This window comes from Pseudomonas sp. E6002 (genome assembly GCF_013385565.1).
Taxonomy (GTDB): domain Bacteria; phylum Pseudomonadota; class Gammaproteobacteria; order Pseudomonadales; family Pseudomonadaceae; genus Aquipseudomonas.
In genome coordinates, this window is record NZ_JACAPT010000021.1 from 58,739 (window position 1) to 82,332 (window position 23,594).

Consider the following 23,594-nt stretch of genomic DNA (forward strand, 5'->3'; position numbering starts at 1 on the left):
CAAGCCCGCTCCCACATTTGATCGCGTACATCCTGAAGAAACACGGTCGAATGTGGGAGCGGGCTTGCTCGCGAAGACGGCCGACCAGTCAACGCTCATTCATCTCCGAGTGATAAACCCCGACAACGCCGCAATCGCCTCCGGCGACTTCAACCTCTGGGTAAACAACGCCCCCTCCTCCTCGATGACCTTGCGCAACTGCTCGCGATCAACGCTTTTCATCAGATGCTTGCTGACCTGCACCGCGCCCGGCGCCAGGGTCTCAAACCGTCCAGCAATTTCCCGCGCCTTGGCCAGGGCCGATTCACCGCTGCCCAATGCCTCGGTGGCAATGCCCCAGGCGGCAGCCTGTTCGCCGGTAAACCCTTCACCCAACAGCAGCAACTCCGCCGCCTTGGCATGCCCCAGCAAGCGCGGCAGGATCAAGCTGGACCCAAACTCCGGACACAGCCCCAGGTTGACGAACGGCATGCGCAACCGTGCATCCCGGCTGACATACACCAGGTCACAATGCAGCAGCAGCGTCGTGCCAATTCCCACCGCCACGCCCGCCACTGCCGCAATCACCGGCTTGCGGCAGTTGAGCAAGCTGCGCATGAAATTGAAGACCGGGCTGTCGAGATCCGCCGGCGGTTGTTCGAGGAAGTCGCCAATATCGTTACCGGCGGTGAAGCACTCGCTGCTGCCCTGGATCAGCACGGCATTCACGCTGGTATCGGCATCCGCCTGCTCCAGCGCCTCGGCCAATTGGCTGTACATGGCGCGGGTCAGGGCATTTTTCTTGTCCGGGCGATTGAGCTGCAAAATCAGCAACCCGCGTTCGCGTTGCTGCAGGATGGCATCGGTCATGACAAATCTCGCGGCTGGGAAATTCAGCGCTCAACCACGGGGCAGGAACACATCGGCCAGCAGTTGATTGCGCGGCAGTCCGGCCAGGAACAGGCGCTTGGAAAAGGCCTCGACACTGGCCGGGTGCCCGCAGAGTAAAGCCAGAGTTTGCCGGGAAACAAGCCGCAGTTGCGCCAACGCCTGCGTCACCTCAGCCGCTGTCCATAGCTCAACGGTCACGTTCGGATGCGCACCAGCCAGCTGGGCCAATGGCCCGGCGAGGTAATGACCGCCCGCGTCATGGGCCAGGTGAATGACCCGGATGGCGCCCTGGTGATCCTGGCGCAAGGCCTCGCGCAACACGCCCCATAGCGGGCCGAGTCCGGTGCCCGAGGCCAGCAGCCAGAGCGGCCGCGATTGCCAGTCGGGGTCGTACTGCAAGGCGCCGCCCCGCAATTCGCCCAGGCGCAGGCTGTCACCGGCCTTGAATTGGCGGGCGGCGTCGCTGAATTCGCCGGGCAGGCGGCAATCAATGTGAAATTCGAGAAACGGATCTTCCTGGGGCAGGCTGGCCAATGAATAAGGCCGCGCAACGCTGCCGGCCCACAACACCAGATGCTGCCCCGCCCGGTAGCGCAAGCCGCGTTCGGGTTGCAGCCGCAAGCGCAGTACACTCGGGGTCAACCAATCGACGCTCAACACCGTCGCCGGCAACCCGTCACGCAGCGGGTCGAAGGCTTCGACCTGCAAGTCACCTGCGACCTGGCACTGGCACGCCAGGCGCCAGCCATCCTGGCGCTGCGCCGGGCTCAGGGCATCCGGCTGGTTGTCCTGGATATCACCCTGGCAACGCACCAGGCAGGCATGGCAGCTGCCGGCGCGGCAACTATAAGGCACGGCCACGCCCGCCTGGTTCAGGGCATCCAGCAGGTTGCTGCCGGCGGCTACCGACCAGTGGCGTTCACCGACGTGAAGTTCAGGCATCAAGGGTCTCGGATCAAAAAGGCGTCTACAGGGAATCACGCCCGGTAGAGTTTGACCATAGTCGGGTGTATCGGCCACCGTGGCGGGTTATACTGCCGCGCCTTTTTAGCGTCGCGCCTGCACCACTTTGGCGTGCCTTGGAAAGGTGGCTTCAGCCGACCGATGCAACACTGACGCCACCTTTATTGAATGTTCCCTTATAGAGGAGCGCGACTCATGACCGTGATCAAGCAAGACGACCTGATTCAGAGCGTTGCCGACGCCCTGCAATTCATTTCCTACTACCATCCCGTTGACTTCATCCAGGCGATGCACGAGGCCTACCTGCGCGAAGAATCGCCAGCGGCCCGTGACTCCATGGCTCAGATCCTGATCAACTCGCGCATGTGTGCCACCGGCCACCGCCCGATCTGCCAGGACACCGGGATTGTCACCGTATTTGTACGTGTAGGCATGGACGTGCGCTGGGATGGCGCCACCATGAGCCTGGACGACATGATCAACCAAGGCGTGCGTCAGGCCTACAACCTGCCGGAAAACGTCCTGCGGGCTTCGATCCTCGCCGACCCGGCCGGTGCGCGTAAAAACACCAAGGACAACACCCCTGCCGTGATCCACTACTCCATCGTCCCGGGTAACACCGTGGAAGTGGACGTGGCCGCCAAGGGCGGTGGTTCCGAGAACAAGTCGAAAATGGCCATGCTCAACCCGTCCGACTCGATCGTCGACTGGGTGCTCAAGACCGTTCCGACCATGGGCGCCGGCTGGTGCCCACCGGGCATGCTTGGCATCGGCATCGGCGGCACCGCCGAGAAAGCCGCGGTAATGGCCAAGGAAGTGTTGATGGAGTCCATCGACATCCACGAGCTGAAGAAGCGCGGCCCGTCCAACCGTATCGAAGAGATGCGCCTGGAGCTGTTCGAGAAGGTCAACCAACTGGGCATCGGTGCCCAGGGCCTGGGTGGCCTGACCACCGTGCTCGACGTGAAAATCATGGACTACCCGACCCACGCGGCTTCGCTGCCGGTGTGCATGATCCCCAACTGCGCCGCCACCCGTCACGCGCACTTCGTGCTCGACGGCTCGGGCCCTGCATCGCTCGAAGCGCCACCGCTGGACGCCTACCCGGAAATCGTCTGGGAAGCCGGCCCGTCGGCCCGTCGCGTCAACCTCGACACCCTGACCCCGGAAGACGTGCAGAGCTGGAAGCCGGGCGAAACCGTGCTGCTCAACGGCAAGATGCTCACCGGTCGCGACGCCGCGCACAAGCGCATGGTCGAGATGCTGAACAAGGGCGAAACCCTGCCGGTGGACCTCAAGGGTCGCTTCATCTACTACGTGGGCCCGGTTGATCCGGTGCGCGAAGAAGTGGTGGGGCCTGCCGGTCCGACTACCGCCACGCGGATGGACAAGTTCACCCGCCAGATCCTCGAGCAAACCGGCCTGTTGGGCATGATCGGCAAATCCGAGCGCGGCCCGACCGCTATCGAAGCGATCAAGGACCACAAGGCGGTTTACCTGATGGCAGTGGGCGGCGCGGCTTACCTGGTGGCCCAGGCCATCAAGAAATCCCGCGTCGTGGCGTTCGCCGAGCTGGGCATGGAAGCGATCTACGAGTTCGACGTGAAAGACATGCCGGTCACCGTTGCCGTTGATAGCAAGGGCGAGTCGGTACACATCACCGGTCCTGCCATCTGGCAGAAAAAGATCAGTGAAAGCCTGGCGGTTGAAGTTCAGTAAGCATTTCCCCTGCAAGGATAAAAGGCGACCACTACGGTCGCCTTTTTTTGTTTCATGCACCTCTCACTGTGGCGAGGGAGCTTGCTCCCGCTCCAGTGCGCAGCGCTCCCATTTTTTTGGGGCCGCTACGCGCCCCAGCGGGAGCAAGCTCCCTCGCCACAACAGCCATGCGCCTCATGCTATGGTGCTCGCCCCTAATTGCACTGTTCATCTTCGTATGATTGCGATTCCCCGTCCGCTGCGTTTGACCTTCTACTCCTTGCTGATCATCGCCGGCGCGGTACTGGCTGCCGCCCTGGCTACCCGCCACGCCGAACGCCTGGCCCTGGTGGATGACGCCGCCCGCGCCAATCAGCAGCTCATGCTTTATGGCAACTCCCTGCACACCCTGATCGAACGCTACCGCGCCCTGCCCGCCGTGCTGGCCCTGGACTCGGAAATGATCAGCGCCCTGAAGGGCCCGCTGGACACCGCCACCCAGGATTTGCTCAACCGCAAGCTGGAGCGCATCAACGGTGCCGCCCAGTCTTCCACCCTGGAACTTATGGACCGCAACGGCCTGGCCGTGGCCGCCAGCAACTGGAACCTGCCCAGCAGTTATGTGGGGCACAACTACGCGTTTCGCCCGTACTTCAGCCAGACCCTGAGCCAGGGCACCGGGCGTTTTTATGCGGTGGGCGTGACCACCGGGATTCCGGGGTATTTCCTCTCCAGCGCGGTGGTCGGCGAGAACGAGCAGTTCCTCGGTGCCATGGTGGTCAAGCTGGAATTCCCGGAACTGGAGCGCGAGTGGGCCCAGGGCAATGACTTGCTGCTGGTCAGCGATGCCCGGGGCATTGTGTTTATCGCCAATCAGCCGGGCTGGCGCTACCGCGCGCTGCGTCCGTTGTCGGACAGCGACCACGCCGAACTCAAGGCCACCCGCCAATACGACAAGAAACAATTGCTGCCGCTGGACACCGAAGCCTTGCAGCGCTTTGACGAAAACAGCCACCTGATGCGCGTCGACGGCCCCGACGGCAAGGCCAATTACATTTGGGAATCCCTGCCGCTGAAGGCCGAAGGCTGGACCTTGCACCTGCTGCGCAAGCCACAATTTGCCTTTGAAGACCAACGCAACGCCGGCCTCGCCGCCGCCGGCTCATGGCTGGCGCTGGTGTTCCTGGTGCTGTTCCTGACCCAGCGCTGGCGCCTCGCCCGCTTGCGCCAGCGCAGCCGCGAAGAACTTGAACAACTGGTGGAAGAACGCACCCGCGCCCTGCGCACCGCCCAGGATGGCCTGGTGCAATCCGCCAAACTGGCAGCGCTGGGGCAGATGTCTGCCGCCCTCGCTCACGAAATCAACCAGCCATTGACCGCCCAGCGCATGCAGTTGGCGACTCTGCGGCTGCTGCTGGACCATGGCCGGGTGGACGACGCCTACCAGGCCCTGACCCCGCTGGACGACATGCTCACACGCATGGCCGCGCTCACCGGCCACCTCAAGACCTTCGCCCGCAAGAGCCCCAGCGGCCTGCGCGAACGCCTCGACCTGGCGACGGTGGTGGACCAATCCCTACACTTGCTCGATGCGCGCCTGCGGGACGAAGCCATCGGCACCGTACTGGACCTGACCCGCCCCGCCTGGGTACGCGGCGACGCGATCCGCCTCGAACAGGTGCTGATCAACCTGCTGCGCAACGCCCTCGACGCCATGGCCGACAAGCCACGCAAGCGCCTGGAGATCCGTCTGCACGCCGATCAGCAGCTATGGCACCTGACCGTCAGCGACAGCGGCGGCGGGATTGCCGAGGAAAACCTCAACAGCGTGTTCGACCCGTTCTTCACCACCAAGCCGGTAGGCGACGGGCTCGGCTTGGGGCTCGCCGTGTCGTACGCTATCGTCCACGAACTTGGCGGGCGCCTGAGCGCCGGCAATCAAGGTGACGGGGCGATCTTTACCCTGACCTTGCCCATCGCGCTGGAGACGCCAGACCTATGTTGAACGCGGTGATTGTAGTCGATGACGAAGCCAGCATTCGCACGGCCGTCGAGCAATGGCTGAGCCTGTCGGGCTTTGAGGTGCAGTTGTTCGGCCGCGCCGAAGAATGCCTGGCGCAATTGCCCAGGGACTTTCCCGGGGTGATCCTGAGCGACGTGCGCATGCCCGGCCTCAGCGGCCTGGAGTTGCTGGCTGAAGTGCAGCGGCGTGACGCCGACCTGCCGGTGATTCTGCTCACCGGCCACGGCGATGTGCCGATGGCCGTCGAAGCCATGCGCGACGGCGCCTACGACTTCCTCGAAAAACCCTTCAGCCCCGAAGCCCTGCTCAGCAGCCTGCGCCGGGCGCTGGACAAGCGCGGGCTGGTGCTGGAAAACCGCCGCTTGCATCAGCAGGCCGATCACCGGGCCCAACTGGAATCGAGCCTGCTGGGGGTGTCCCGGGGTTTGCAGAACCTGCGCCGGCAAGTCCTGGACCTGGCCGGCTTGCCGGTCAATGTGTTGATTCGCGGCGAAACCGGCAGCGGCAAGGAACTGGTCGCCCGTTGCCTGCATGATTTCGGCCCCCGGGCGAAGAAGCCGTTTGTGGCGCTGAACTGCGCGGCGATTCCCGAGCAGCTGTTTGAAGCCGAGCTGTTCGGCCATGAAAGTGGCGCGTTCACCGGCGCCCAGGGCAAGCGCATCGGCAAGCTGGAATACGCCAATGGCGGCACGCTGTTTCTCGATGAGATCGAAAGCATGCCGCTGGCCCAGCAGGTGAAATTGCTGCGGGTGTTGCAGGAGCAAAAACTCGAACGGCTCGGTTCCAATCAAAGCATCAAGGTGGACTTGCGGATCATCGCCGCCACCAAACCCGACCTGCTGGACGAAGCTCGCGCCGGGCGTTTTCGCGAGGACTTGGCCTATCGCCTGACCGTCGCACAACTGCGCCTGCCGCCGCTGCGTGAACGCCGGGAAGACATTCCCCGGCTATTCGAGCACTTTGCACAAAGCGCCGCCGAGCGCCTGGGCCGCAACTTCGCGCCGCTGAGCGGACCCGCGCTGGGGCGCCTGCTCAGCCATGACTGGCCGGGGAATGTGCGGGAGCTGGCCAATGCCGCGGAACGCCAGGTGCTGGGGCTGGGTGAACCGGAGCCGGAAGGCATCGAAGCCGGGCAATCGTTGGCGGCGCAGCAGGAAGCATTTGAAGCCCATTGCCTGAAAGCCGCGCTGACCCGGCACAAAGGCGATATCAAGGCGGTGCTGGCCGAGCTGCAACTGCCACGGCGCACCTTCAATGAAAAAATGCAGCGCCATGGCCTGGCGCGGGATACGTTCCTCTAACCCGATCGTTCCCACGCTCCGCGTGGGGATGCAGCTCTGGACGCTCCGCGTCCGCCCTTAAAATCGTGACGCGGAGCGTCACAGGATGCGCTCCCACGCAGAGCGTGGGAGCGATCTTCGTCGGCGGATTTCCGCTCATCACCCTTCAATCATCAGCGATTTTCCGCTCAAAAAAATCTCCAAACCCTTCTAGACCGGGCCTTCATCGGCTTGGCACAGCTCCTGCTATAGCCCAGCCAGGCTGCGCTACCGCGCGCTCCACAAAAACAATTAGATGAAGGATCCTTAAATGGATAACTCCAACTCCCTGCCTCTGGGGTCGGCGGCTGCGCCGGCAAAAGAACGCACCACCTCCAGCCGTATCAGGTCGATCTTCAGCGGATCGGTCGGCAACATGGTCGAGTGGTACGACTGGTACGTCTACGCGGCTTTCTCCCTGTATTTCGCCAAGACCTTTTTCCCGAAAGGCGACACCACCGCCCAGCTCTTGAACACCGCCGCGATCTTCGCCGTGGGTTTCCTGATGCGTCCGATCGGTGGCTGGCTGATGGGCCTGTACGCCGACAAGGTCGGGCGTAAAAAGGCCTTGATGGCCTCGGTGTACCTGATGTGCTTCGGCTCTTTGCTGATTGCCCTGAGCCCGGGCTATGAAGCCATTGGTATCGGTGCGCCGATCCTGCTGGTTTTCGCCCGCTTACTGCAGGGGCTGTCGGTCGGCGGTGAATACGGTACCTCCGCCACTTACCTCAGCGAAATGGCGACCAAGGAACGTCGGGGCTTCTACTCCAGCTTCCAGTACGTGACCCTGATCTCCGGCCAGCTCATCGCCCTGGCGGTATTGATCGTGCTGCAACAATTGCTGACCACCGAACAACTGTACGACTGGGGCTGGCGTATCCCGTTCGCCATCGGCGCGCTGTGCGCGGTAGTGGCGCTGTACCTGCGTCGTGGCATGGAAGAAACCGAGTCGTTCACCAAGAAAGAAAAGGCCAAGGAAAGCGCAATGCGCACCTTGATGCGCCACCCCAAAGAACTGATGACCGTAGTCGGCCTGACCATGGGCGGCACCCTGGCGTTCTACACCTACACCACCTACATGCAGAAATACCTGGTGAACACCGTCGGCATGAGCATCTCCGACTCCACCACCATTTCGGCGGCCACGCTGTTCCTGTTCATGTGCCTGCAACCCATCATCGGCGGGCTGTCGGACAAGGTTGGCCGCCGGCCGATCCTGATCGCCTTCGGCGTCCTCGGCACGCTGTTCACCGTGCCGATCCTCACCACCCTGCACACCATCCAGACCTGGTGGGGCGCGTTCTTCCTGATCATGGCGGCGCTGATCATCGTCAGCGGCTACACCTCGATCAACGCCGTGGTGAAGGCCGAATTGTTCCCCACCGAAATCCGCGCCCTGGGCGTTGGCTTGCCCTATGCGCTGACCGTGTCGATCTTCGGCGGCACCGCTGAATACATCGCGCTGTGGTTCAAGAGCATTGGTATGGAAACCGGTTACTACTGGTACGTCACCGCGTGTATTGCGGTGTCGCTGTTGGTGTATGTGACCATGAAGGACACCCGCAAGCATTCGCGGATTACTACGGACTAAGGGTTCTGCCAGGATAAAAAAGGGGCTGTGTCAGTGTATGACACAGCCCCTTTTTCATTGGCGAACACTCCACCTGAGTGCACTATGATGCCCTTCCCCGAACCACCAGCAGGAAACCCGGCCATGTCCGACGATATCCATTTCTACGAACCCGCCAACGGCCACGGCCTGCCCCATGACCCGTTCAATGCGATCGTCGGCCCGCGCCCGATTGGCTGGATTTCGTCCCACGACAGCCAGGGCCGCTTGAACCTCGCACCCTACAGTTTCTTCAACGCGTTCAACTACATTCCGCCGATCATCGGATTTTCCAGCGTCGGGCGCAAAGACAGCCTGAACAACATCGAACAGACCGGTGAGTTCGTGTGGAACCTGGCCACCCGCCCGCTGGCCGAGCAGATGAACCAGAGTTGCGCGCCGGTATCACCCGAGGTCAACGAGTTTGAATTGTCGGGCCTGACGCCGGTGGCTTCAAAGGTGATCGCCGTGCCTCGCGTGGCCGAAAGCCCGGTGTCGTTCGAGTGCAAGGTGACGCAGATCATTCAACTGCAGCGCGCCGACAAGGAGCTGGTGCCAAGCTGGTTGGTGCTCGGCGAGGTGGTCGCGGTGCATATTGCCAAGTGGCTATTGAAAGACGGGGTGTACGACACAGCTGCCGCCCAGCCGATCCTGCGTGGAGGTGGCCCGGCGGATTATTTTCAGTTGGGGCCGGAAGCGCTGTTCAAAATGTACCGCCCAGGCGCCGCGCAACGCTGATTGGAACGAGATAAAAATGTGGGAGCGGGCTTGCTCGCGAAGGAGGCGTGTCAGTCCATGCATATGCCAACTGATCCACCGCATTCGCGAGCAAGCCCGCTCCCACACAAGCCGCTCCCACATTTGGATCAGCGGTGTTTTTAGTTGGCGGAAGTTGCCCAAGAGAGCTGACCGTCTTCATCTACATCGACCAAGCGCTCCAGTTGCAGAGCTGCGGCATCGTCGGCGTCGGAGGCAGTCTTGAACGTCTGTCCATCGAGGATCTTGTGAAAGCGCGGTGCGCCCATGCCATCCAGCGCCTTGACGGCGATGGCGGCGCTATAGCCACCCTCTTCTTCACGCACCAAGGCGGAAACGGCTTCGTGGTGGGCAAACTCTTTACGTGCCATGTTGCAGGTCCTGGCCAATGGGAAAGGCGGCCATTCTAAAGCACTAGCCCGCCAGTTGCAGGTACTCGCCATAGGCATTGGCCGCCGAGGCGTCGGTAAAGGTCTGGAAGTCCATGCTGCGAACCACCATGTCATTCAACAACTCGGTGAAGACCATCAGCGCCGGCGAGCTGAAGTAGGCACTCATCGCCTGCTCGCTGCTCCAGAAGCCCGACACCAACCACACATCCGGGTCGGCCAGGGAGTGCTGCAACGAGAATTGCAGGCAACCCTGAGCCTGGCGGCCCGGTTCGATCAAACTGCTCAAGCGTGCACCCAGTTCGGTGCTGTACCCGGTACGGGCACGGATAAAGGCCATATGGCTCGCGGGAATGGGGGTGGACATGTTCGACTCTCCCGTTGAGAAGTGATGCTCGGCAAGCACTGTGAGGGCGTGTTGCCACAGGATCAAAGATACGGGCGCGGGGTTGGATGCGGTTAGTCAATTCCTGCCGGCTTATTGCACAATCCTGCGAGATGCGTAGATATAGCAATCGGCCTGCGAAGTTTATTCCCGGCATGACTGCCGTATTTCAGGGGCATGACAGGCCCCGGCTTGCCTGATTCACGATTTTTCGCAGGATCAGGCAAGGATTGTGCAGAATCGAAATACCGCTTTTTGCAAAGCCGCCCTTAAGCTGTGCCCATCGTCAAAGCACCAGAGGATGTCCCATGTCGTCGCCCGAACTTCGCTCCAAACCCCTCGACGCCGATATGGAAAAGCAGCGCGCAGAACTCGCCGGCATCGTTCGCCGGCATACCTGGGAGGATGGTTCCTACGGCACGGCGATCACGTCGCTGTATCTCAACCGTCATAACTCCCCGCGTGAATTCACGCCGGTGCTGGTGGAACCCGCACTGTGCATCCTCGCCCAGGGTCGCAAGGAAGTGCGTTTGGCGGATGAAGTCTTCGCCTACGACCCGCTCAATTACCTGGTGTTTTCGGTAGCGATGCCGGTGGCCGGGCGCATCCTTGATGCCACGCCGGAAGACCCCAACCTGTCGATTCGGGTGAATATCGACCCGGCACAGATCACCGCACTGATTGCCGAAGCCGGGCCGATGGGCGTGCCCCCGCGCCCGACCTCCCGAGGGATGTATGTCGACCGCCTGGACAGCCAGCTACTGGACGCCGTGCTGCGCCTGACCCGATTGCTCGACGCACCGAAAGACATCGCAATGCTCGCGCCGCTGATCAATCGGGAAATTCTCTATCGCCTGTTGCGCGGTCCACAGGGTTATCGGCTGTATGAAATTGCCGTCGCCAACAGTCAGAGCCATCGGGTGAGCCAGGCGATCACCTGGTTGAACGGCAACTACGAACAGCCCCTGCGCATTGATGACCTGGCCAAGGAAGTGAACCTCAGCGTCTCGACCTTGCACCACCGCTTCAAGGCGATGACCGCCATGAGCCCGTTGCAGTACCAAAAACAGTTGCGCTTGCAGGAGGCTCGGCGGTTGATGATCGCCGAGGGCCTGGAAGCCTCGGCGGCGGGGTATCGGGTGGGCTATGAGAGCCCATCGCAGTTCAGCCGCGAATACAGCCGGCTGTTTGGTGCGCCGCCGTTGCGGGATCTGGCCAGGTTGCGCCAGAGCGTCTAACCACGGTTATAACACCGGATACTAATAATGTGGCGAGGGAGCTTGCTCCCGTTGGACTGCGCAGCAGTCCCATCTTTTGGGGCCAGTTCGCGCCCCAACGGGAGCAAGCTCCCTCGCCACAAGTACTCAATCAGCTGCGGTATTGGTGGCGTTCAATCCAGGCCACGAGGCAGTTGCAAGGTCACCCGCAAACCGCCCTCCCGCAGATTCTGCAAACTCACTTCACCGCCATGGCTGTGGGCAATGTTGCGGGCGATGCCCAGGCCCAGGCCGTAACCCTGTTGCTGCCCGGCCAGGCGGAAGTGCGGCTCGAAGACCTGCTCCAGGCGCTGTTCCGGCACGCCCGGCCCTTCGTCGTCGACGTGGAGGATGAACTCCGCGCCATCATCTTCGATATGCAAATGGGCGTTCTGCCCGTACTTCAGGGCGTTGTCGATCAGGTTGCCGATGCAGCGCTTGAGCGCCAGCGGCTTGCCCGGATATGTCGTAAGTGCCCGACCATGTTGGGTCACGCGCCCATTGCCGTTGGGCGCCAGGTACGGCTCCACCAGGCAGTCGAGTACGTGGTTGAGGTCCACCGGTTCGATGTTTTCGTGAATGTCGGTGTCTTTCACACACTGCAGCGCGCCTTTGACCAGCAACTCCAGTTCATCCAGGTCGCGGCCGAACTTGGTTTGCAGGTTCTCGTCTTCCAGCAATTCCACCCGCAACCGCAGGCGTGTGATGGGTGTGCGCAGGTCGTGGGAAATGGCGCTGAACAGCTGGCTGCGTTCGGTCAGGTAACGGCTAATGCGTTCGCGCATTGCATTGAACGCGCGGCCTACTTCCACCACTTCGCTGCCGCCGCCTTCGGCCACCGGCTCCACGTCGGCGCCCAGGGACATGTCCCGCGCCGCCCTCGCCAGGCGCTTGAGTGGACGGCTTTGCCAGTGCACCAACAGGCCGATAAACAGCAGCAGGAAGCCGCTGGTGAGCACGATAAACCACACCTGCTGGTATGGCAGGCCTTGTTCTTCGAGGCTGGTATACGGTTCGGGCAGCAAGGAGGCAATGTAGAGCCATTCGCCCTGGGCCAGCTGGATCTGGGTGACCAACACCGGCGGATTCACCGGTTCCAGGGTCAGCGCGTAATGCGCCCAGGAGCGCGGCAACTCATCGAGTTTCAAGCCGGCGTTGAAGATGCGCAGGTCTTCGGCGCTGACGAACTCCACCGAAACATGCACGTCGCTGCCCAGGGTCTGGCGCAACACTTCTTCGACAGCACCGAGCACTGCATGCTTGCGCGGGGTTTCCGGCAATACCGCCATGTCCAGGGGCTTATCGTTGAGCGTCACCACAAACCGGGTACCGCCCATGCTGCGCAACTGGTCCAGTACCAACGGCCGGAAGGCCACCGGCAACGAGCGGAAATAACTGACGCTGGCGGTCATCGAATGCGCCAGGCTGCGGGCGGCGGTTACCAGGCCTTCAAGCTGGGTAGCGCGCAATTGCGAGACCCAGATCACGCTGGACAACGCCTGGGCAAACAGCACCGCCAACAGGGTCAGCAGTAACATCCGCCCCAGCAGCGAACGCGGTACCGGGATGCGCCGGCGCAGTTCACGCAGGCGCTCAGTGGGCATTGCCGGCAACCACGCTGGCTGCCAATTGATAGCCACTGCCGCGCACGGTGCGGATCAGCCGGGGTGGTTTTTCGGTGTCGCGCAGGCGTTGGCGCAGACGGCTGACGGCCATGTCGACAATCCGGTCCAGGGGCATCAGGTCGCGGCCACGGGTGGCGTTGCCGATGGTGTCGCGGTCGAGGATTTGCTGGGGGTGGTCGAGGAACAGTTTGAGCAGGGCAAAATCGGCGCCGGAAAGAATCACTTCCTCGCCGTCGACGTGGAACAGCCGGTGGCTGACCATGTCCAGGCGCCACTCGCCAAACACCAGCACCTCGCCGCCGCTGCGCTCCTGGCCAAACTGGCAGCGCCGCAACAAGGCCTTGATACGGGCCTGCAACTCACGGGGGCTGAAGGGTTTGCCGATGTAATCGTCGGCACCCAGCTCCAGGCCGATGACGCGGTCGGCTTCGTCGGAACTGGCGGTGAGCATGATGATCGGCACCTGGGCCTGGCGTGGGTGCTGGCGGATCCAGCGGCAGAGGCTGAAACCGTCTTCGTCCGGCAGCATCACATCAAGGATCACCAGGTCGCACGGGGCTTCGTTCATCGCCTGGCGGAACCCCGCGCCATCCGGCACGCCGCGCACCTGGAAACCGGCGCGGCTGAGGTAGGTTTGCAGCAACTCGCGGATTTCCTGGTCGTCGTCGACCAGGAGAATGGATTTACTGATTACGCTCACGGGGTCCTCCTTGTTGTTATGGCCAAGCTTAAGTCATTTGTTGCCCTTGAGGCCGCCTTCGCGAGCAAGCCCGCTCCCACATTCGACCTCACTCATCCAGTTGGAATGGGATTGAATGTGGGAGCGGGATTGCTCGCAAAGAGGCCATCACTGCCTACGCAAATGCCTGCTCAAGCGCCACACCAGCACCTGTCAACCCTGAGTACGGTGCCGTCACCAGCCACACCGGAATGCCTTTGAAGTAGTCGCTCATGCAGCCCTTGTCGCCAAAACTCCTGGCAAAACCACTCTTGATAAAGAAATCGGCAAAGCGCGGGATCACCCCACCCACGATGTACACCCCGCCACGACCACCGGTGGTCAGCACATTGTTACCGGCGACGCGGCCCAGCCAGATACTGAACTGGTCCAGCACTTCCAAGGCAATCGGGTCGCCCGCCAGGCCAGCGGCAGTGATGGCCTCGGGAGTTTCCAGAACCGCCTCGTGACCGTCCACCGCGCAGATCGCCCGGTACAACCTGGGCAAACCGCCACCGCTCAAGGCAGTTTCAGCGCTGACATGGCCGATCTCATTGTAGATGTGCTGCCACAGCTGGGCTTCACGCGGGCTGCTCACGGGCAGGTCGACATGGCCGCCCTCCCCCGGCAATGCCGCCCAACGGCCATGGCCGAGGTCGAGCAAGGTGCCCACGCCCAGGCCAGTGCCCGGGCCAATCACCACCGCAGGGCGCAACGGCTCCGGCGTGCCTTCGCACACCACGCGGAATTCGTCGGGCTTCAGGCGGGTCATGCCCAGGGCCATGGCCGAGAAATCATTCACCAGCAGCAGCTCGTCCACCTGCAAGGTCTTGCAGAACGCAGTCTTGCTCAGGCGCCAGTGATTGTTGGTGAATTTAAATTCATCTCCACTCACCGGCCCCGCGACCGACAGGCACACCGCGCCAATCGAGCCGATGGCCAAGCCTTCTTCCTTCAGATAGACCTGGATCGCCTCCTCCGGGCTGGCATGATCCGCCGTCGCATGGACGCGGATCGAATGCAGCTCCTGATCCCGCCACAACGCAAAACGGGCGTTGGTACCACCGATATCACCGACCAGCGCTAGCTTCACTTAAGTGTCTCCAAGGCAGAGGTAAAGGCGCTGGCGCCCTGCTCTGCGGAGCTTGCAGCCAAACGCATAAACGCAAACAACTCGCGACCGGCCCCCACGTTATTGCCCAGAAGGCCCGTGGCAGGCGCGCGCGCGGCAAATTCTTCGGCGTCCACCTTAAGCTCCAAGGTGCCTTTGACGCCATCCACGCGAATGATATCGCCATCGCGCACACGTGCCAGTGGCCCGCCGCTCTGGGCTTCGGGGTTGACGTGAATCGCGGCGGGAATCTTACCCGAGGCGCCGGACATGCGCCCGTCTGTTACCAACGCCACTTTGAAGCCACGATCCTGCAACACGCCGAGGAACGGGGTCATCTTGTGCAATTCCGGCATGCCGTTGGAGCGCGGGCCCTGGAAACGCATCACCGCAACAAAGTCTTTTTCCAACTCACCGGCCTTGAACGCGTCGGCCAGGTCTTGCTGGTCCTGGAACACCACGGCCGGGGCTTCGACGATTTGATGTTCGAGGGCCACGGCGGAGACCTTCATCACACCCCGGCCAAGGTTGCCTTCCATAACCCGCAGGCCGCCTTCCGGAGAAAACGCACGGGCCACGGGACGCAGGATGGTTTCGTCGAGGCTTTCGACCGGGCCTTCACGCCATACCAGCTCGCCGTCCACCAGGAACGGTTCCTGGGTGTAGCGGCTCAGGCCATGACCGGCCACGGTGTTGACGTCGTTGTGCAGCAGGCCGGCTTCCAGCAGTTCGCGGATCAGGAACGACATGCCTCCCGCCGCCTGGAAGTGGTTGATGTCGGCCTTGCCGTTTGGATACACGTGGGACAGGGTCGGCACCACCTCGGAGAGGTCGGCCATGTCATCCCAAGTGAGGATGATGCCCGCCGACATGGCGATGGCCGGCATGTGCAGGGTGTGGTTGGTGGACCCACCAGTGGCGTTGAGGGCGATGATGGAGTTGACGATGGATTTCTCGTCGACGATCTCGCCGATCGGCGTGAAGCTGCCGTTGGCCTTGGTCAGGCGCGTGACCTGGTGCGCGGCTTCGCGGGTCAGGGCGTCACGCAGCGGCGTGTACGGGTTGACGAACGAGGCGCCCGGCAGGTGCAGGCCCATGACTTCCATCAGCAACTGGTTGGTGTTGGCGGTGCCGTAGAAGGTGCAGGTGCCCGGGCTGTGGTAGGACTTCATCTCCGATTCCAGCAGCTCTTCGCGGGTGGCCTTGCCTTCGGCGTAGCGCTGGCGCACGTCGGCTTTCTGTTTGTTGGAGATCCCCGACGGCATCGGGCCGCCCGGTACGAAGATCATCGGCAGGTGGCCGTAGCGCAGGGCGCCCATCATCAGGCCGGGGACGATCTTGTCGCAGATACCCAGCATCAGCGCGGCGTCGAACATGTTGTGGGACAGCGCTACCGCTGTGGACATGGCAATCACTTCGCGGCTCAGCAGGCTGAGCTCCATGCCTGGCTCGCCCTGGGTCACGCCGTCGCACATGGCGGGGGTACCGCCGGCGAACTGGCCAACAGAGCCGACCTCACGCAGGGCCTTTTTGATTTGCTCGGGGAAATGTTCGTATGGCTGGTGGGCCGACAGCATGTCGTTATATGACGAAACAATTGCCACGTTGGCGGCGTTCATCATGCGCAGGCTGTTTTTGTCTTCGGTGCCACACCCGGCCACGCCGTGGGCAAAGTTGGCGCATTGCAGCTTGCCGCGCATCGGGCCGTCGCTGGCAGCGCCGCGAATGAGCGCAAGGTATGCCTCACGGGTTGCACGGCTGCGGGCGATAAGCCGTTCGGTGACCTCAAGTACGCGGGGATGCATGTATAGAACTCCAGGCTAACGGATGTGGCGACCTGAGTGTCTATGCTGGTCAAAAGCCCGCCGCGAAGAGGTTGGCAGGGTGTTGCTTGACCAATCGGACCAGTTGATTCAGGTCACTCGTTGTAGATTGAACAAAATATTGCCACTAAAAAGGCTTGTTTTCTATTTTTATGCGAATAATCTTGTAATTCTTACAACAAATCGACGACAGGCACCTTCCAATGACTCTACGTATCGCTATCAATGGTTTTGGCCGTATTGGCCGTAATGTCCTGCGCGCACTTTATACCCAAGGCTACCGTCAGGATTTGCAGATCGTCGCCATCAACGATCTCGGCGACAGCTCGATCAATGCCCACCTGCTTAAATACGACACCGTCCACGGTACTTTCGACGCAGAGGTCGCTCATGATCAGGAAAGCCTGACCGTGAACGGTGACCGGATTGCCGTGAGTGCCATTCGCAACCCGGCCGACCTGCCGTGGGCTGCGCACAAGGTGGACGTGGTGTTCGAATGCACCGGTCTGTTCACCGACCGTGACAAGGCCGCCGCCCATATTACCGCCGGCGCGCGCAAGGTAATCATCTCGGCCCCGGCCAAGGGCGCCGATGCCACCGTGGTGTACGGGGTAAACCATGACATTTTGCGTCAATCCCACCAGATCATCTCCAACGCTTCCTGCACCACCAACTGCCTGGCGCCCGTGGCCCAGGTGCTGCACCGCGAGCTGGGCATCGAAAGCGGCCTGATGACCACCATCCACGCCTACACCAACGACCAGAACCTGACCGACGTCTACCACACCGACCCGTACCGCGCGCGCTCGGCCACCCAGAACATGATCCCGAGCAAGACCGGCGCTGCCGAAGCCGTGGGCCTGGTGCTGCCGGAACTGGCAGGCAAGCTGACCGGCATGGCCGTGCGTGTACCGGTGATCAACGTGTCGCTGGTGGACCTCACCGTGCAACTGAAAAAAGAAGCCAGTGCCGAGCAGGTCAACGCGCTGCTGAAAGAAGCCAGCCAGCACTCGAAAATCCTCGGCTACAACACCCTGCCGCTGGTTTCCAGCGACTTCAACCATAACCCGCTTTCGTCGATCTTCGACGCCAATCACACCAAGGTCAGCGGCAAACTGCTGAAAGTGCTGGCCTGGTATGACAACGAGTGGGGCTTCTCGAACCGGATGCTGGATAACTGCCTGGCGCTGTGCAACGCCGAGTAATGCTCGGCCTGTAGGAGCGAGCTTGCTCGCGAAAAACGCAAAACCACCGCGTTTATTCAGGATGCCAGCGATATCGTTGACGCCCTTCGCGAGCAAGCTCGCTCCTACAGTAATCCAAAGTGCCACTTGCCATTTGCGTTGATGATAAGCATTATCATTCGCTGCAAATCGGTCTGGTATCACTGTGAGCCAATCTCGTTTCAACCAAGTCTTCCTCACCCAACGGGTGATTTTGCTGCGCACCTTGCAGCGGATGGTGAATAACCACAGCACCGCCGAGGACCTGTTGCAGGAAACCTACCTGCGCGTTACCCGGGCCCTGAGCGAACGGCCGATCGACCACCTCGAACCCTTTGTCTACCAGACGGCGCGCAACCTGGCGCTGGATCACCTGCGCGCCCGCAGGATTCAGGCCCGCACCCTGCAGGAAGATGTCCCGCTGGACGTCCTGCAAAGCGTCGCCTCCCCCGTCAGCACCCCCGAAGACGCGACACAGGCCGAGCAATTGCTCGAGCACCTGAGTGTCAGCCTCGGCCAGTTGAGCGCCCGCCAGCAGCAGATATTCATCCTCAGCCGCCTGCACGGTTGCAGCTATCAGGAGATCGCCGACAAGCTCGACGTGTCCCTGAGCACCGTGCAGAAGGAACTGAAACTGATCATGGCCATCTGCATAGGTGTGGCCGAAAGACTGGATCGCCCTTAAGCTTTGGCGGCACAGTCTGTAGGACTATTGATTAAAACGTGGCGAAGACCCGAGGAACACCGTGACGGAACCGAATCAACGGCACCCCCATGAGCTGGCTCATGAGGTGTTGCAAGACGCGGCCATGGACCAAGCCCTCGACTGGCTGATCGCGTTGCAGTGCCCGCAACCCGGGCAGCAGGCGGAATTTGAAGCCTGGCTCGCCAACGACCCGTTAAACGCCGAAGCCTTCATCAAGGCCCAGACTGCCTGGGGCGGCGCGCCCGTTCACAGCGCTGCCGTCGCCCTGAATGCGCCACGCAAACCCAGCGCCTGGCGCCGTATCAAACCGCACTGGAAGCCCCTGGCCACTGCCGCCGTGTTGCTGCTGGGCCTGTTCAGCTTCAGCAACCTGCCTATGCGCCTGCAGGCCGACCATCTGACCGTGGTGGGCGAGCGCCAGCGCCTGCAGTTGGACGATGGCTCGAAAGTGTTGCTCAACACCAATTCAGCCTTCTCCAGCAGCATCAAGGACCACCAGCGCATCGCCCGCCTGTATCAGGGCGAGGCGTTTTTCGAAGTGCTGCCCAGCCGTGGCCTGCCCCTGGAAATCGACGCCGGCCCGGTGCGCGCCAGCGTGAGGGACACCTCTTTCGCGGTGCGCTACTTGAACGGTGAAGCCCAGGTTCAGGTACAGCGCGGTGATGTCGACCTGAGCAACACGTTTGACGACGCGCGGGTGCGCCTGAGCGCCGGTGAAAGTATCCGCATCGGGCCCAAGGGCTTCGGCCAACCGGCCAAGCTCGACACCACCAAGGACCTGGCCTGGGTCGAAGGCCGGCTGATCTTCGAAAACTGCCCGATGAGCGAAGTGCTGGCCGAATTGCGTCGCTACTACCCCGGCTGGATCGTCAACAACAACGACAGGCTCGCCAGCGTGGCCGTCACCGGCAATTACCGGCTCGACCAGCCGCTCGACGTGGTGCGCTCCCTGGCCCACATCACCTCGGCCAAGCTCTCGGAATACCCGGCGCTGGTGATCCTGAACTAAATGAGAATTATTTTTACTCGATAGCCAGCGACGATACGTCTCGTTATAGCCAATGCAACTGATTCCTATTTGATTCAGTGCGCAACTATAAGATTCGTACCTTCCGGAGCGCTCTCGATGTCGTCTCGTTTCAACCGCCGGTCCTCTTCGCCCGTTCGCCGCCAGGGCTTGTCGCTGCTGACGGCTGCAATCCTGTTGGCCGGTGCGCCCGTCATGGCCGCCACCGCCGCCGAGCCTGCCAGCCGCAGCCAGGGCAATTACAGCTTCAGCATCGAGCAGCAATCCCTGGTCTCGGCGCTGAACGCCTTCACCGCGGTGACCGGCTGGCAAGTCGGCCTGCCGGCAGAACTGGGCCAGGGTGTGTCGTCCCCTGGCGTGCGCGGCTCATTGCCGGCGGATAAAGCCCTGGACCGGCTGTTGGTGGGGACCAACCTGGGTTATCGCAAACTGGGCAACAACAACATCGTGCTGGAAAAACGCGTCGCCGTCGGCGCCATCACCCTGCAACAGATGACCATCAGTGCCACCCGCCAGGAACAGGCCGTGGACAGCGTGCCCAGCACCGTGACCGTGCACGACCGCGAAGAACTGGACCGCCAGAACGTCAACACCATCCGTGAACTGGTGCGTTATGAGCCAGGTGTTTCGGTGGGCGGTGCCGGCACCCGCTCCGGCAATGCCGGCTACAACATTCGCGGGATCGACGGCGACCGCATCCTGACCCAGGTGGACGGCGTCGAGGTGCCGGACAACTTCTTCAACGGCCCCTACGCCAAGACCCGCCGCAACTACGTCGACCCGGAAATCGTCAAGCGCGTGGAAATCCTGCGCGGCCCGGCCTCGGCCTTGTACGGCAGCAGCGCCATCGGCGGCGCGGTGAGCTATTTCACCCTCGACCCCAACGACATCATCAAGCCCGGCCAGGACTACGGCGCACGCCTGAAGACCGGCTACAGCTCCGCCGACGAGAGCTGGCTGACCTCCGGCACCGTCGCCGGTCGCGTGCAGGACTTCGACGGCTTGCTGCACCTGAGCCAGCGCAACGGTCACGAGATGGAATCCTACGACGGGAATAACGCCACCGGCCTGGCGCGCACCGGCGCCAACCCGGAAGATGCGCGCACCACCAACGTGCTGGCCAAACTGGGCTGGAACTACGGCGAAGACAACCGCCTGGGCCTGACCTACGAGAAGTTCAAGGACGATCGCGACACCAACCTGAAAAACGCAGTGGGTGGCCCGTTTGTCGGTGGCCAGGGCTTCAACTTCTACCGCGGCCGCACGGGCAACGACACCATCACCCGAGAACGCTTCGGCATCGAAAACAAGTTCGCCCTCGACTCGCCGATTGCCGATCACATCAAGACCAGCCTCAACTACCAGATCGCCAAGACCGACCAGACCACCGCAGAAATCTACCAGCCATCGCGCAAGGTATTGCGCACCCGCGAGACCCTGTACGAAGAGAAGCAATGGGTATTCGACGCGCAGTTGGACAAGGCTTTCAGCATCGGCGAAACCGACCATGTCGTGACCTACGGCACCACCCTCAAACAGCAGAAAGTCACCGGTTCCCGTGAAGGCGCCGCGACCTGCCTGGCGGTCGGCGCAGGCTGCACCGCCATCGGTGCACCAAGCCCGTCGGCCGCCGACAGCGTGAAAAAAGCCAGCGACTTCCCGGATCCGACCATCAACTCCTACGCGCTGTTTGCCCAGGACCAGATTGCCTGGGACAAGTGGACCTTCCTGCCCAGCGTGCGTTACGACTACATCCAGCTCAAACCCAAGCTGACCCAGGAATTCCTCAATACCGTTGACCCGACACGCATCTACGACCACAGCGACTCGGAAAAGAACTGGCACCGTGTAACGCCCAAGTTCGGCGTGACTTACGCCCTGACCGAGCAATACACCTGGTTCGGCCAATACGCCGAAGGCTATCGCACCCCGTCGGCCAAGGCCTTGTATGGCCGCTTTGAAAACCTGCAGCAGGGCTACACCGTCGAACCCAACCCGGACCTCAAGCCGGAAAGCAGCCGGGGCGTCGAAACCGGGATTCGCGGCAACTTCGACTCGGGCTCGTTTGATGTGGCGGTGTACTACAACAAGTACCGTGATTTCATCGACGAAGATGCCTCGGTTGCCGGTGGCACCGTCCAGCAGTTCGAAGCCAACAACATCAAGCACGCCACCATCAAGGGCGTGGAGGCCAAGGGCCGCTTGAGCCTCGACGCATTCGGCGCACCGCAGGGCCTGTATACCCAAGGCTCGATTGCCTACACCTACGGGCGCAATGACGACAACGGCGAACCGTTGAACAGCGTCAACCCGCTCAAGGGCGTGTTCGGCCTGGGCTATGACCAGCAGAACTACGGTGCTCTGGTCAGCTGGACCCTGGTCAAGAAACAGGACCGCGTCGACAGCACCACCTTCTTCGCCCCTGACGGCAACAGCGCCAACGGCCCGTTCAAGACCCCGGGTTTTGGCATCGTCGACCTGACCGGCTTCTACAAGGTCACCAACGACGTGACCATCAACGGCGGCCTGTACAACCTGACGGACAAGAAATACTGGAACTGGGATGACGTGCGCAGCTACGACAGCGTCGGCGAAGCCGGTGTGACCGGCCCGGCCAACCTCGACCGCCTGACCCAGCCGGGCCGCAACTTTGCGATCAACCTGATCTGGGACATCTGATCCATGGAGCCTCATCCCGACGCAATTTAATCCGCGCCGGGGTGAGGATTTTTTACTGTGACGCGTCTTCTGGTTCGTCTAGTTCATAACAGCCTGGCAACCAGACGCTTTCTCTTCTCAAGGACTCCCCGATGACCGCCTCCCCTACCGCAGAACGTGCAGCCCTGCGCTCCCAGCGCCTGAACCAGATCACCAACGAACCGCACACCAAGCTCGATGCGTTGGTGAAGGCCCATGCACCGTTTGAAACCCAGGCCAACTTCGCCCGCTTCGTGGTCGCGCAATACCTGTTCCAGTCGGAGCTGGTGGCGCTGTACAACGATGCCGAGTTGATCAAGATCGTCCCTGACCTCGCCGAACGCTGCCGTGCCGAAGCGGCCAAGCTGGACCTGGGCGACCTGGACACCGAAGTACCGGCACCGGTGGCCGGCGCGGTGAAAAACCCGAGCAAGGCCGAAGCCCTGGGGTGGCTGTTCGTGTCCGAAGGTTCCAAGCTGGGCGCCGCGTTCCTGATCAAGCGCGCCGTGGGCCTGGGCCTGAGCGAAACCTTCGGTGCCCGTCACCTGGGCGAGCCGGCAGGTGGTCGCGCTGAAGGCTGGAAGCGCTTCACCCGCACCCTCGACGCACTGGAATTCACCGCTGAAGAAGAAGCCGAAGTGGAGAAAGGCGCGATTGATGCGTTCGTGCGCTTCACCGTGTTGCTGGAACAGGCGTACGCTAGCGCCCCTGAACTGGCCTGATTCCCTGATTGGAATGCAATCAAATGTGGGAGCGGGCTTGCTCGCGAATGCCGTGGTTCAGTCACCAGATATATTGACTGAACCACCGCATTCGCGAGCAAGCCCGCTCCCACATTTTGATCCGGTTTCACTTTGAATCCTTCGTAAATCCATCCATGCAAACCGCACCCATGACCGGCAAAACCCAATCCTCATCCAAAATCGCCCGCGTCCTGTTCGGCCTGCTGGCCTACGTCAGCCTGGGCATCGGCTTGATTGCGATTGTGGTACCGGGCTTGCCCACCACCGAATTCATCCTGCTGGCCGCCTGGGCCGCCACCAAAAGCTCGCCGCGCCTGAGTGCCTGGCTGGAAAACCACCGGCTGTTCGGGCCGATCCTGTTCAATTGGCGCAATGGCAGGATCATCGCCCGCCGGGCCAAAGTCAGCGCCACCGTGAGCATGCTGCTGTGCGCCGGCCTGATGCTGGTGATGCTCGACCACGGCTGGCCGATCTACCTGGCCATCGCCGGAATGAGCATGGGCAACCTGTGGATCTGGTCGCGACCGGAACGTCTCCCGCAACCCACCTGACCCCCCCCACTACCGCTCATCGGCTCCCGCTCATGAACTGCCGGCCCAAGCCGATGTTCCGGGCATAGCGCCGAATGGACTCGCCTGAGCTTGCATACTAAT

Annotated in this window: 20 protein-coding genes and 1 pseudogene; 12 read left to right on the forward strand and 9 right to left on the reverse strand. The window is 61.9% G+C overall.

What is annotated here, in order from left to right; translation table 11 throughout:
* Positions 1-99 precede the first annotated feature (99 nt).
* Complete coding sequence (locus HX815_RS16940; protein ID WP_003214147.1) at positions 100-849, reverse strand: enoyl-CoA hydratase-related protein; 750 nt, start codon at positions 847-849, stop codon at positions 100-102.
* Between the two features lie 30 nt (positions 850-879).
* A complete protein-coding gene (locus tag HX815_RS16945; protein ID WP_102605688.1) occupies positions 880-1,812 on the reverse strand; it encodes an iron-sulfur-binding ferredoxin reductase in 933 nt (310 codons plus the stop codon).
* A 216-nt stretch (positions 1,813-2,028) separates the two neighbouring features.
* On the opposite strand from HX815_RS16945, the gene HX815_RS16950 reads away from it, so the two are divergent.
* The 5 genes from HX815_RS16950 (at position 2,029) to HX815_RS16970 (ending at position 9,220) form a co-directional block, all read left to right on the forward strand.
* On the forward strand, positions 2,029-3,552 hold the full coding sequence (locus HX815_RS16950) for a fumarate hydratase (protein ID WP_003214142.1): 1,524 nt from the start codon (positions 2,029-2,031) through the stop codon (positions 3,550-3,552).
* Positions 3,553-3,769: 217 nt separating this feature from the next.
* Positions 3,770-5,536: an ATP-binding protein gene (locus tag HX815_RS16955; protein WP_008435493.1), complete on the forward strand. Its 1,767-nt coding sequence runs from the start codon at positions 3,770-3,772 to the stop codon at positions 5,534-5,536.
* Positions 5,530-6,855: a sigma-54 dependent transcriptional regulator gene (locus tag HX815_RS16960; RefSeq protein ID WP_177028610.1), complete on the forward strand. Its 1,326-nt coding sequence runs from the start codon at positions 5,530-5,532 to the stop codon at positions 6,853-6,855. Before HX815_RS16955 ends, HX815_RS16960 begins: the two co-directional genes overlap by 7 nt.
* A 289-nt stretch (positions 6,856-7,144) precedes the next feature.
* Positions 7,145-8,464, forward strand: coding sequence for an MFS transporter (locus HX815_RS16965; protein WP_010169987.1), 1,320 nt, complete (start codon positions 7,145-7,147; stop codon positions 8,462-8,464).
* A 123-nt stretch (positions 8,465-8,587) separates the two neighbouring features.
* Positions 8,588-9,220 carry a flavin reductase family protein gene (locus HX815_RS16970; RefSeq protein WP_177028611.1) on the forward strand — a complete coding sequence of 211 codons (633 nt, stop codon included), beginning with the start codon at positions 8,588-8,590 and terminating at the stop codon, positions 9,218-9,220.
* 140 nt (positions 9,221-9,360) lie between these two features.
* On the opposite strand, the gene HX815_RS16975 is transcribed toward HX815_RS16970, so the two are convergent.
* Together HX815_RS16975 and HX815_RS16980 are read right to left on the reverse strand one after the other, a co-directional pair.
* A complete protein-coding gene (locus HX815_RS16975; RefSeq protein WP_003214132.1) occupies positions 9,361-9,609 on the reverse strand; it encodes a hypothetical protein in 249 nt (82 codons plus the stop codon).
* 43 nt (positions 9,610-9,652) lie between these two features.
* Positions 9,653-9,994 carry an antibiotic biosynthesis monooxygenase family protein gene (locus HX815_RS16980; RefSeq protein WP_003214130.1) on the reverse strand — a complete coding sequence of 114 codons (342 nt, stop codon included), beginning with the start codon at positions 9,992-9,994 and terminating at the stop codon, positions 9,653-9,655.
* A 326-nt stretch (positions 9,995-10,320) separates the two neighbouring features.
* Here HX815_RS16980 and HX815_RS16985 point away from each other — a divergent pair, with 326 nt between their 5' ends.
* On the forward strand, positions 10,321-11,250 hold the full coding sequence (locus tag HX815_RS16985) for an AraC family transcriptional regulator (protein WP_177028612.1): 930 nt from the start codon (positions 10,321-10,323) through the stop codon (positions 11,248-11,250).
* 29 nt (positions 11,251-11,279) lie between these two features.
* On the opposite strand, the pseudogene HX815_RS31935 reads toward HX815_RS16985, so the two are convergent.
* From HX815_RS31935 to edd, 5 genes and pseudogenes are all read right to left on the reverse strand, one after another.
* Positions 11,280-11,381 (reverse strand): annotated as a pseudogene (locus tag HX815_RS31935) (N-acetyltransferase); the annotation flags it as partial.
* 21 nt (positions 11,382-11,402) lie between these two features.
* Complete coding sequence (locus tag HX815_RS16990) at positions 11,403-12,872, reverse strand: ATP-binding protein (RefSeq protein WP_087694634.1); 1,470 nt, start codon at positions 12,870-12,872, stop codon at positions 11,403-11,405.
* Positions 12,862-13,593: a response regulator gene (locus HX815_RS16995; protein WP_003214124.1), complete on the reverse strand. Its 732-nt coding sequence runs from the start codon at positions 13,591-13,593 to the stop codon at positions 12,862-12,864. Before HX815_RS16995 ends, HX815_RS16990 begins: the two co-directional genes overlap by 11 nt.
* Positions 13,594-13,747: 154 nt before the next feature.
* Entirely contained in the window at positions 13,748-14,704 is a 957-nt protein-coding gene (locus HX815_RS17000; RefSeq protein ID WP_003214122.1) for a glucokinase, read from the reverse strand.
* Entirely contained in the window at positions 14,701-16,527 is a 1,827-nt protein-coding gene (gene edd, locus HX815_RS17005) for a phosphogluconate dehydratase (protein ID WP_177028613.1), read from the reverse strand. Before edd ends, HX815_RS17000 begins: the two co-directional genes overlap by 4 nt.
* Positions 16,528-16,748: 221 nt before the next feature.
* Between edd and gap the strand changes: the two genes are divergently transcribed.
* The 6 genes from gap (at position 16,749) to HX815_RS17035 (ending at position 23,492) form a co-directional block, all read left to right on the forward strand.
* Positions 16,749-17,750 carry a type I glyceraldehyde-3-phosphate dehydrogenase gene (gene gap / locus HX815_RS17010; RefSeq protein ID WP_003214117.1) on the forward strand — a complete coding sequence of 334 codons (1,002 nt, stop codon included), beginning with the start codon at positions 16,749-16,751 and terminating at the stop codon, positions 17,748-17,750.
* Between the two features lie 184 nt (positions 17,751-17,934).
* A complete protein-coding gene (locus HX815_RS17015; protein WP_003214115.1) occupies positions 17,935-18,453 on the forward strand; it encodes an RNA polymerase sigma factor in 519 nt (172 codons plus the stop codon).
* Between the two features lie 61 nt (positions 18,454-18,514).
* A complete protein-coding gene (locus tag HX815_RS17020; RefSeq protein ID WP_177028614.1) occupies positions 18,515-19,483 on the forward strand; it encodes a FecR domain-containing protein in 969 nt (322 codons plus the stop codon).
* Between the two features lie 117 nt (positions 19,484-19,600).
* Positions 19,601-22,180, forward strand: a complete 2,580-nt coding sequence (locus tag HX815_RS17025) for a TonB-dependent receptor (protein ID WP_177028615.1) — start codon at positions 19,601-19,603, stop codon at positions 22,178-22,180.
* Positions 22,181-22,311: 131 nt separating this feature from the next.
* Positions 22,312-22,920, forward strand: a complete 609-nt coding sequence (locus HX815_RS17030) for a biliverdin-producing heme oxygenase (RefSeq protein WP_003214109.1) — start codon at positions 22,312-22,314, stop codon at positions 22,918-22,920.
* A 170-nt stretch (positions 22,921-23,090) separates the two neighbouring features.
* Positions 23,091-23,492, forward strand: coding sequence for a YbaN family protein (locus HX815_RS17035; protein ID WP_003214107.1), 402 nt, complete (start codon positions 23,091-23,093; stop codon positions 23,490-23,492).
* The last annotated feature ends 102 nt before the right edge of the window (positions 23,493-23,594 follow it).

Bases quoted from the DNA above. Each gene is read 5' to 3' on its own strand.
- HX815_RS16940 (WP_003214147.1), bottom strand. From the start codon at position 849: ATGACCGATGCCATCCTGCAGCAACGCGAACGCGGGTTGCTGATTTTG.
- HX815_RS16945 (WP_102605688.1), bottom strand. From the start codon at position 1,812: ATGCCTGAACTTCACGTCGGTGAACGCCACTGGTCGGTAGCCGCCGGC.
- HX815_RS16950 (WP_003214142.1), top strand. From the start codon at position 2,029: ATGACCGTGATCAAGCAAGACGACCTGATTCAGAGCGTTGCCGACGCC.
- HX815_RS16955 (WP_008435493.1), top strand. From the start codon at position 3,770: ATGATTGCGATTCCCCGTCCGCTGCGTTTGACCTTCTACTCCTTGCTG.
- HX815_RS16960 (WP_177028610.1), top strand. From the start codon at position 5,530: ATGTTGAACGCGGTGATTGTAGTCGATGACGAAGCCAGCATTCGCACG.
- HX815_RS16965 (WP_010169987.1), top strand. From the start codon at position 7,145: ATGGATAACTCCAACTCCCTGCCTCTGGGGTCGGCGGCTGCGCCGGCA.
- HX815_RS16970 (WP_177028611.1), top strand. From the start codon at position 8,588: ATGTCCGACGATATCCATTTCTACGAACCCGCCAACGGCCACGGCCTG.
- HX815_RS16975 (WP_003214132.1), bottom strand. From the start codon at position 9,609: ATGGCACGTAAAGAGTTTGCCCACCACGAAGCCGTTTCCGCCTTGGTG.
- HX815_RS16980 (WP_003214130.1), bottom strand. From the start codon at position 9,994: ATGTCCACCCCCATTCCCGCGAGCCATATGGCCTTTATCCGTGCCCGT.
- HX815_RS16985 (WP_177028612.1), top strand. From the start codon at position 10,321: ATGTCGTCGCCCGAACTTCGCTCCAAACCCCTCGACGCCGATATGGAA.
- HX815_RS16990 (WP_087694634.1), bottom strand. From the start codon at position 12,872: ATGCCCACTGAGCGCCTGCGTGAACTGCGCCGGCGCATCCCGGTACCG.
- edd (WP_177028613.1), bottom strand. From the start codon at position 16,527: ATGCATCCCCGCGTACTTGAGGTCACCGAACGGCTTATCGCCCGCAGC.
- gap (WP_003214117.1), top strand. From the start codon at position 16,749: ATGACTCTACGTATCGCTATCAATGGTTTTGGCCGTATTGGCCGTAAT.
- HX815_RS17025 (WP_177028615.1), top strand. From the start codon at position 19,601: ATGTCGTCTCGTTTCAACCGCCGGTCCTCTTCGCCCGTTCGCCGCCAG.
- HX815_RS17030 (WP_003214109.1), top strand. From the start codon at position 22,312: ATGACCGCCTCCCCTACCGCAGAACGTGCAGCCCTGCGCTCCCAGCGC.
- HX815_RS17035 (WP_003214107.1), top strand. From the start codon at position 23,091: ATGACCGGCAAAACCCAATCCTCATCCAAAATCGCCCGCGTCCTGTTC.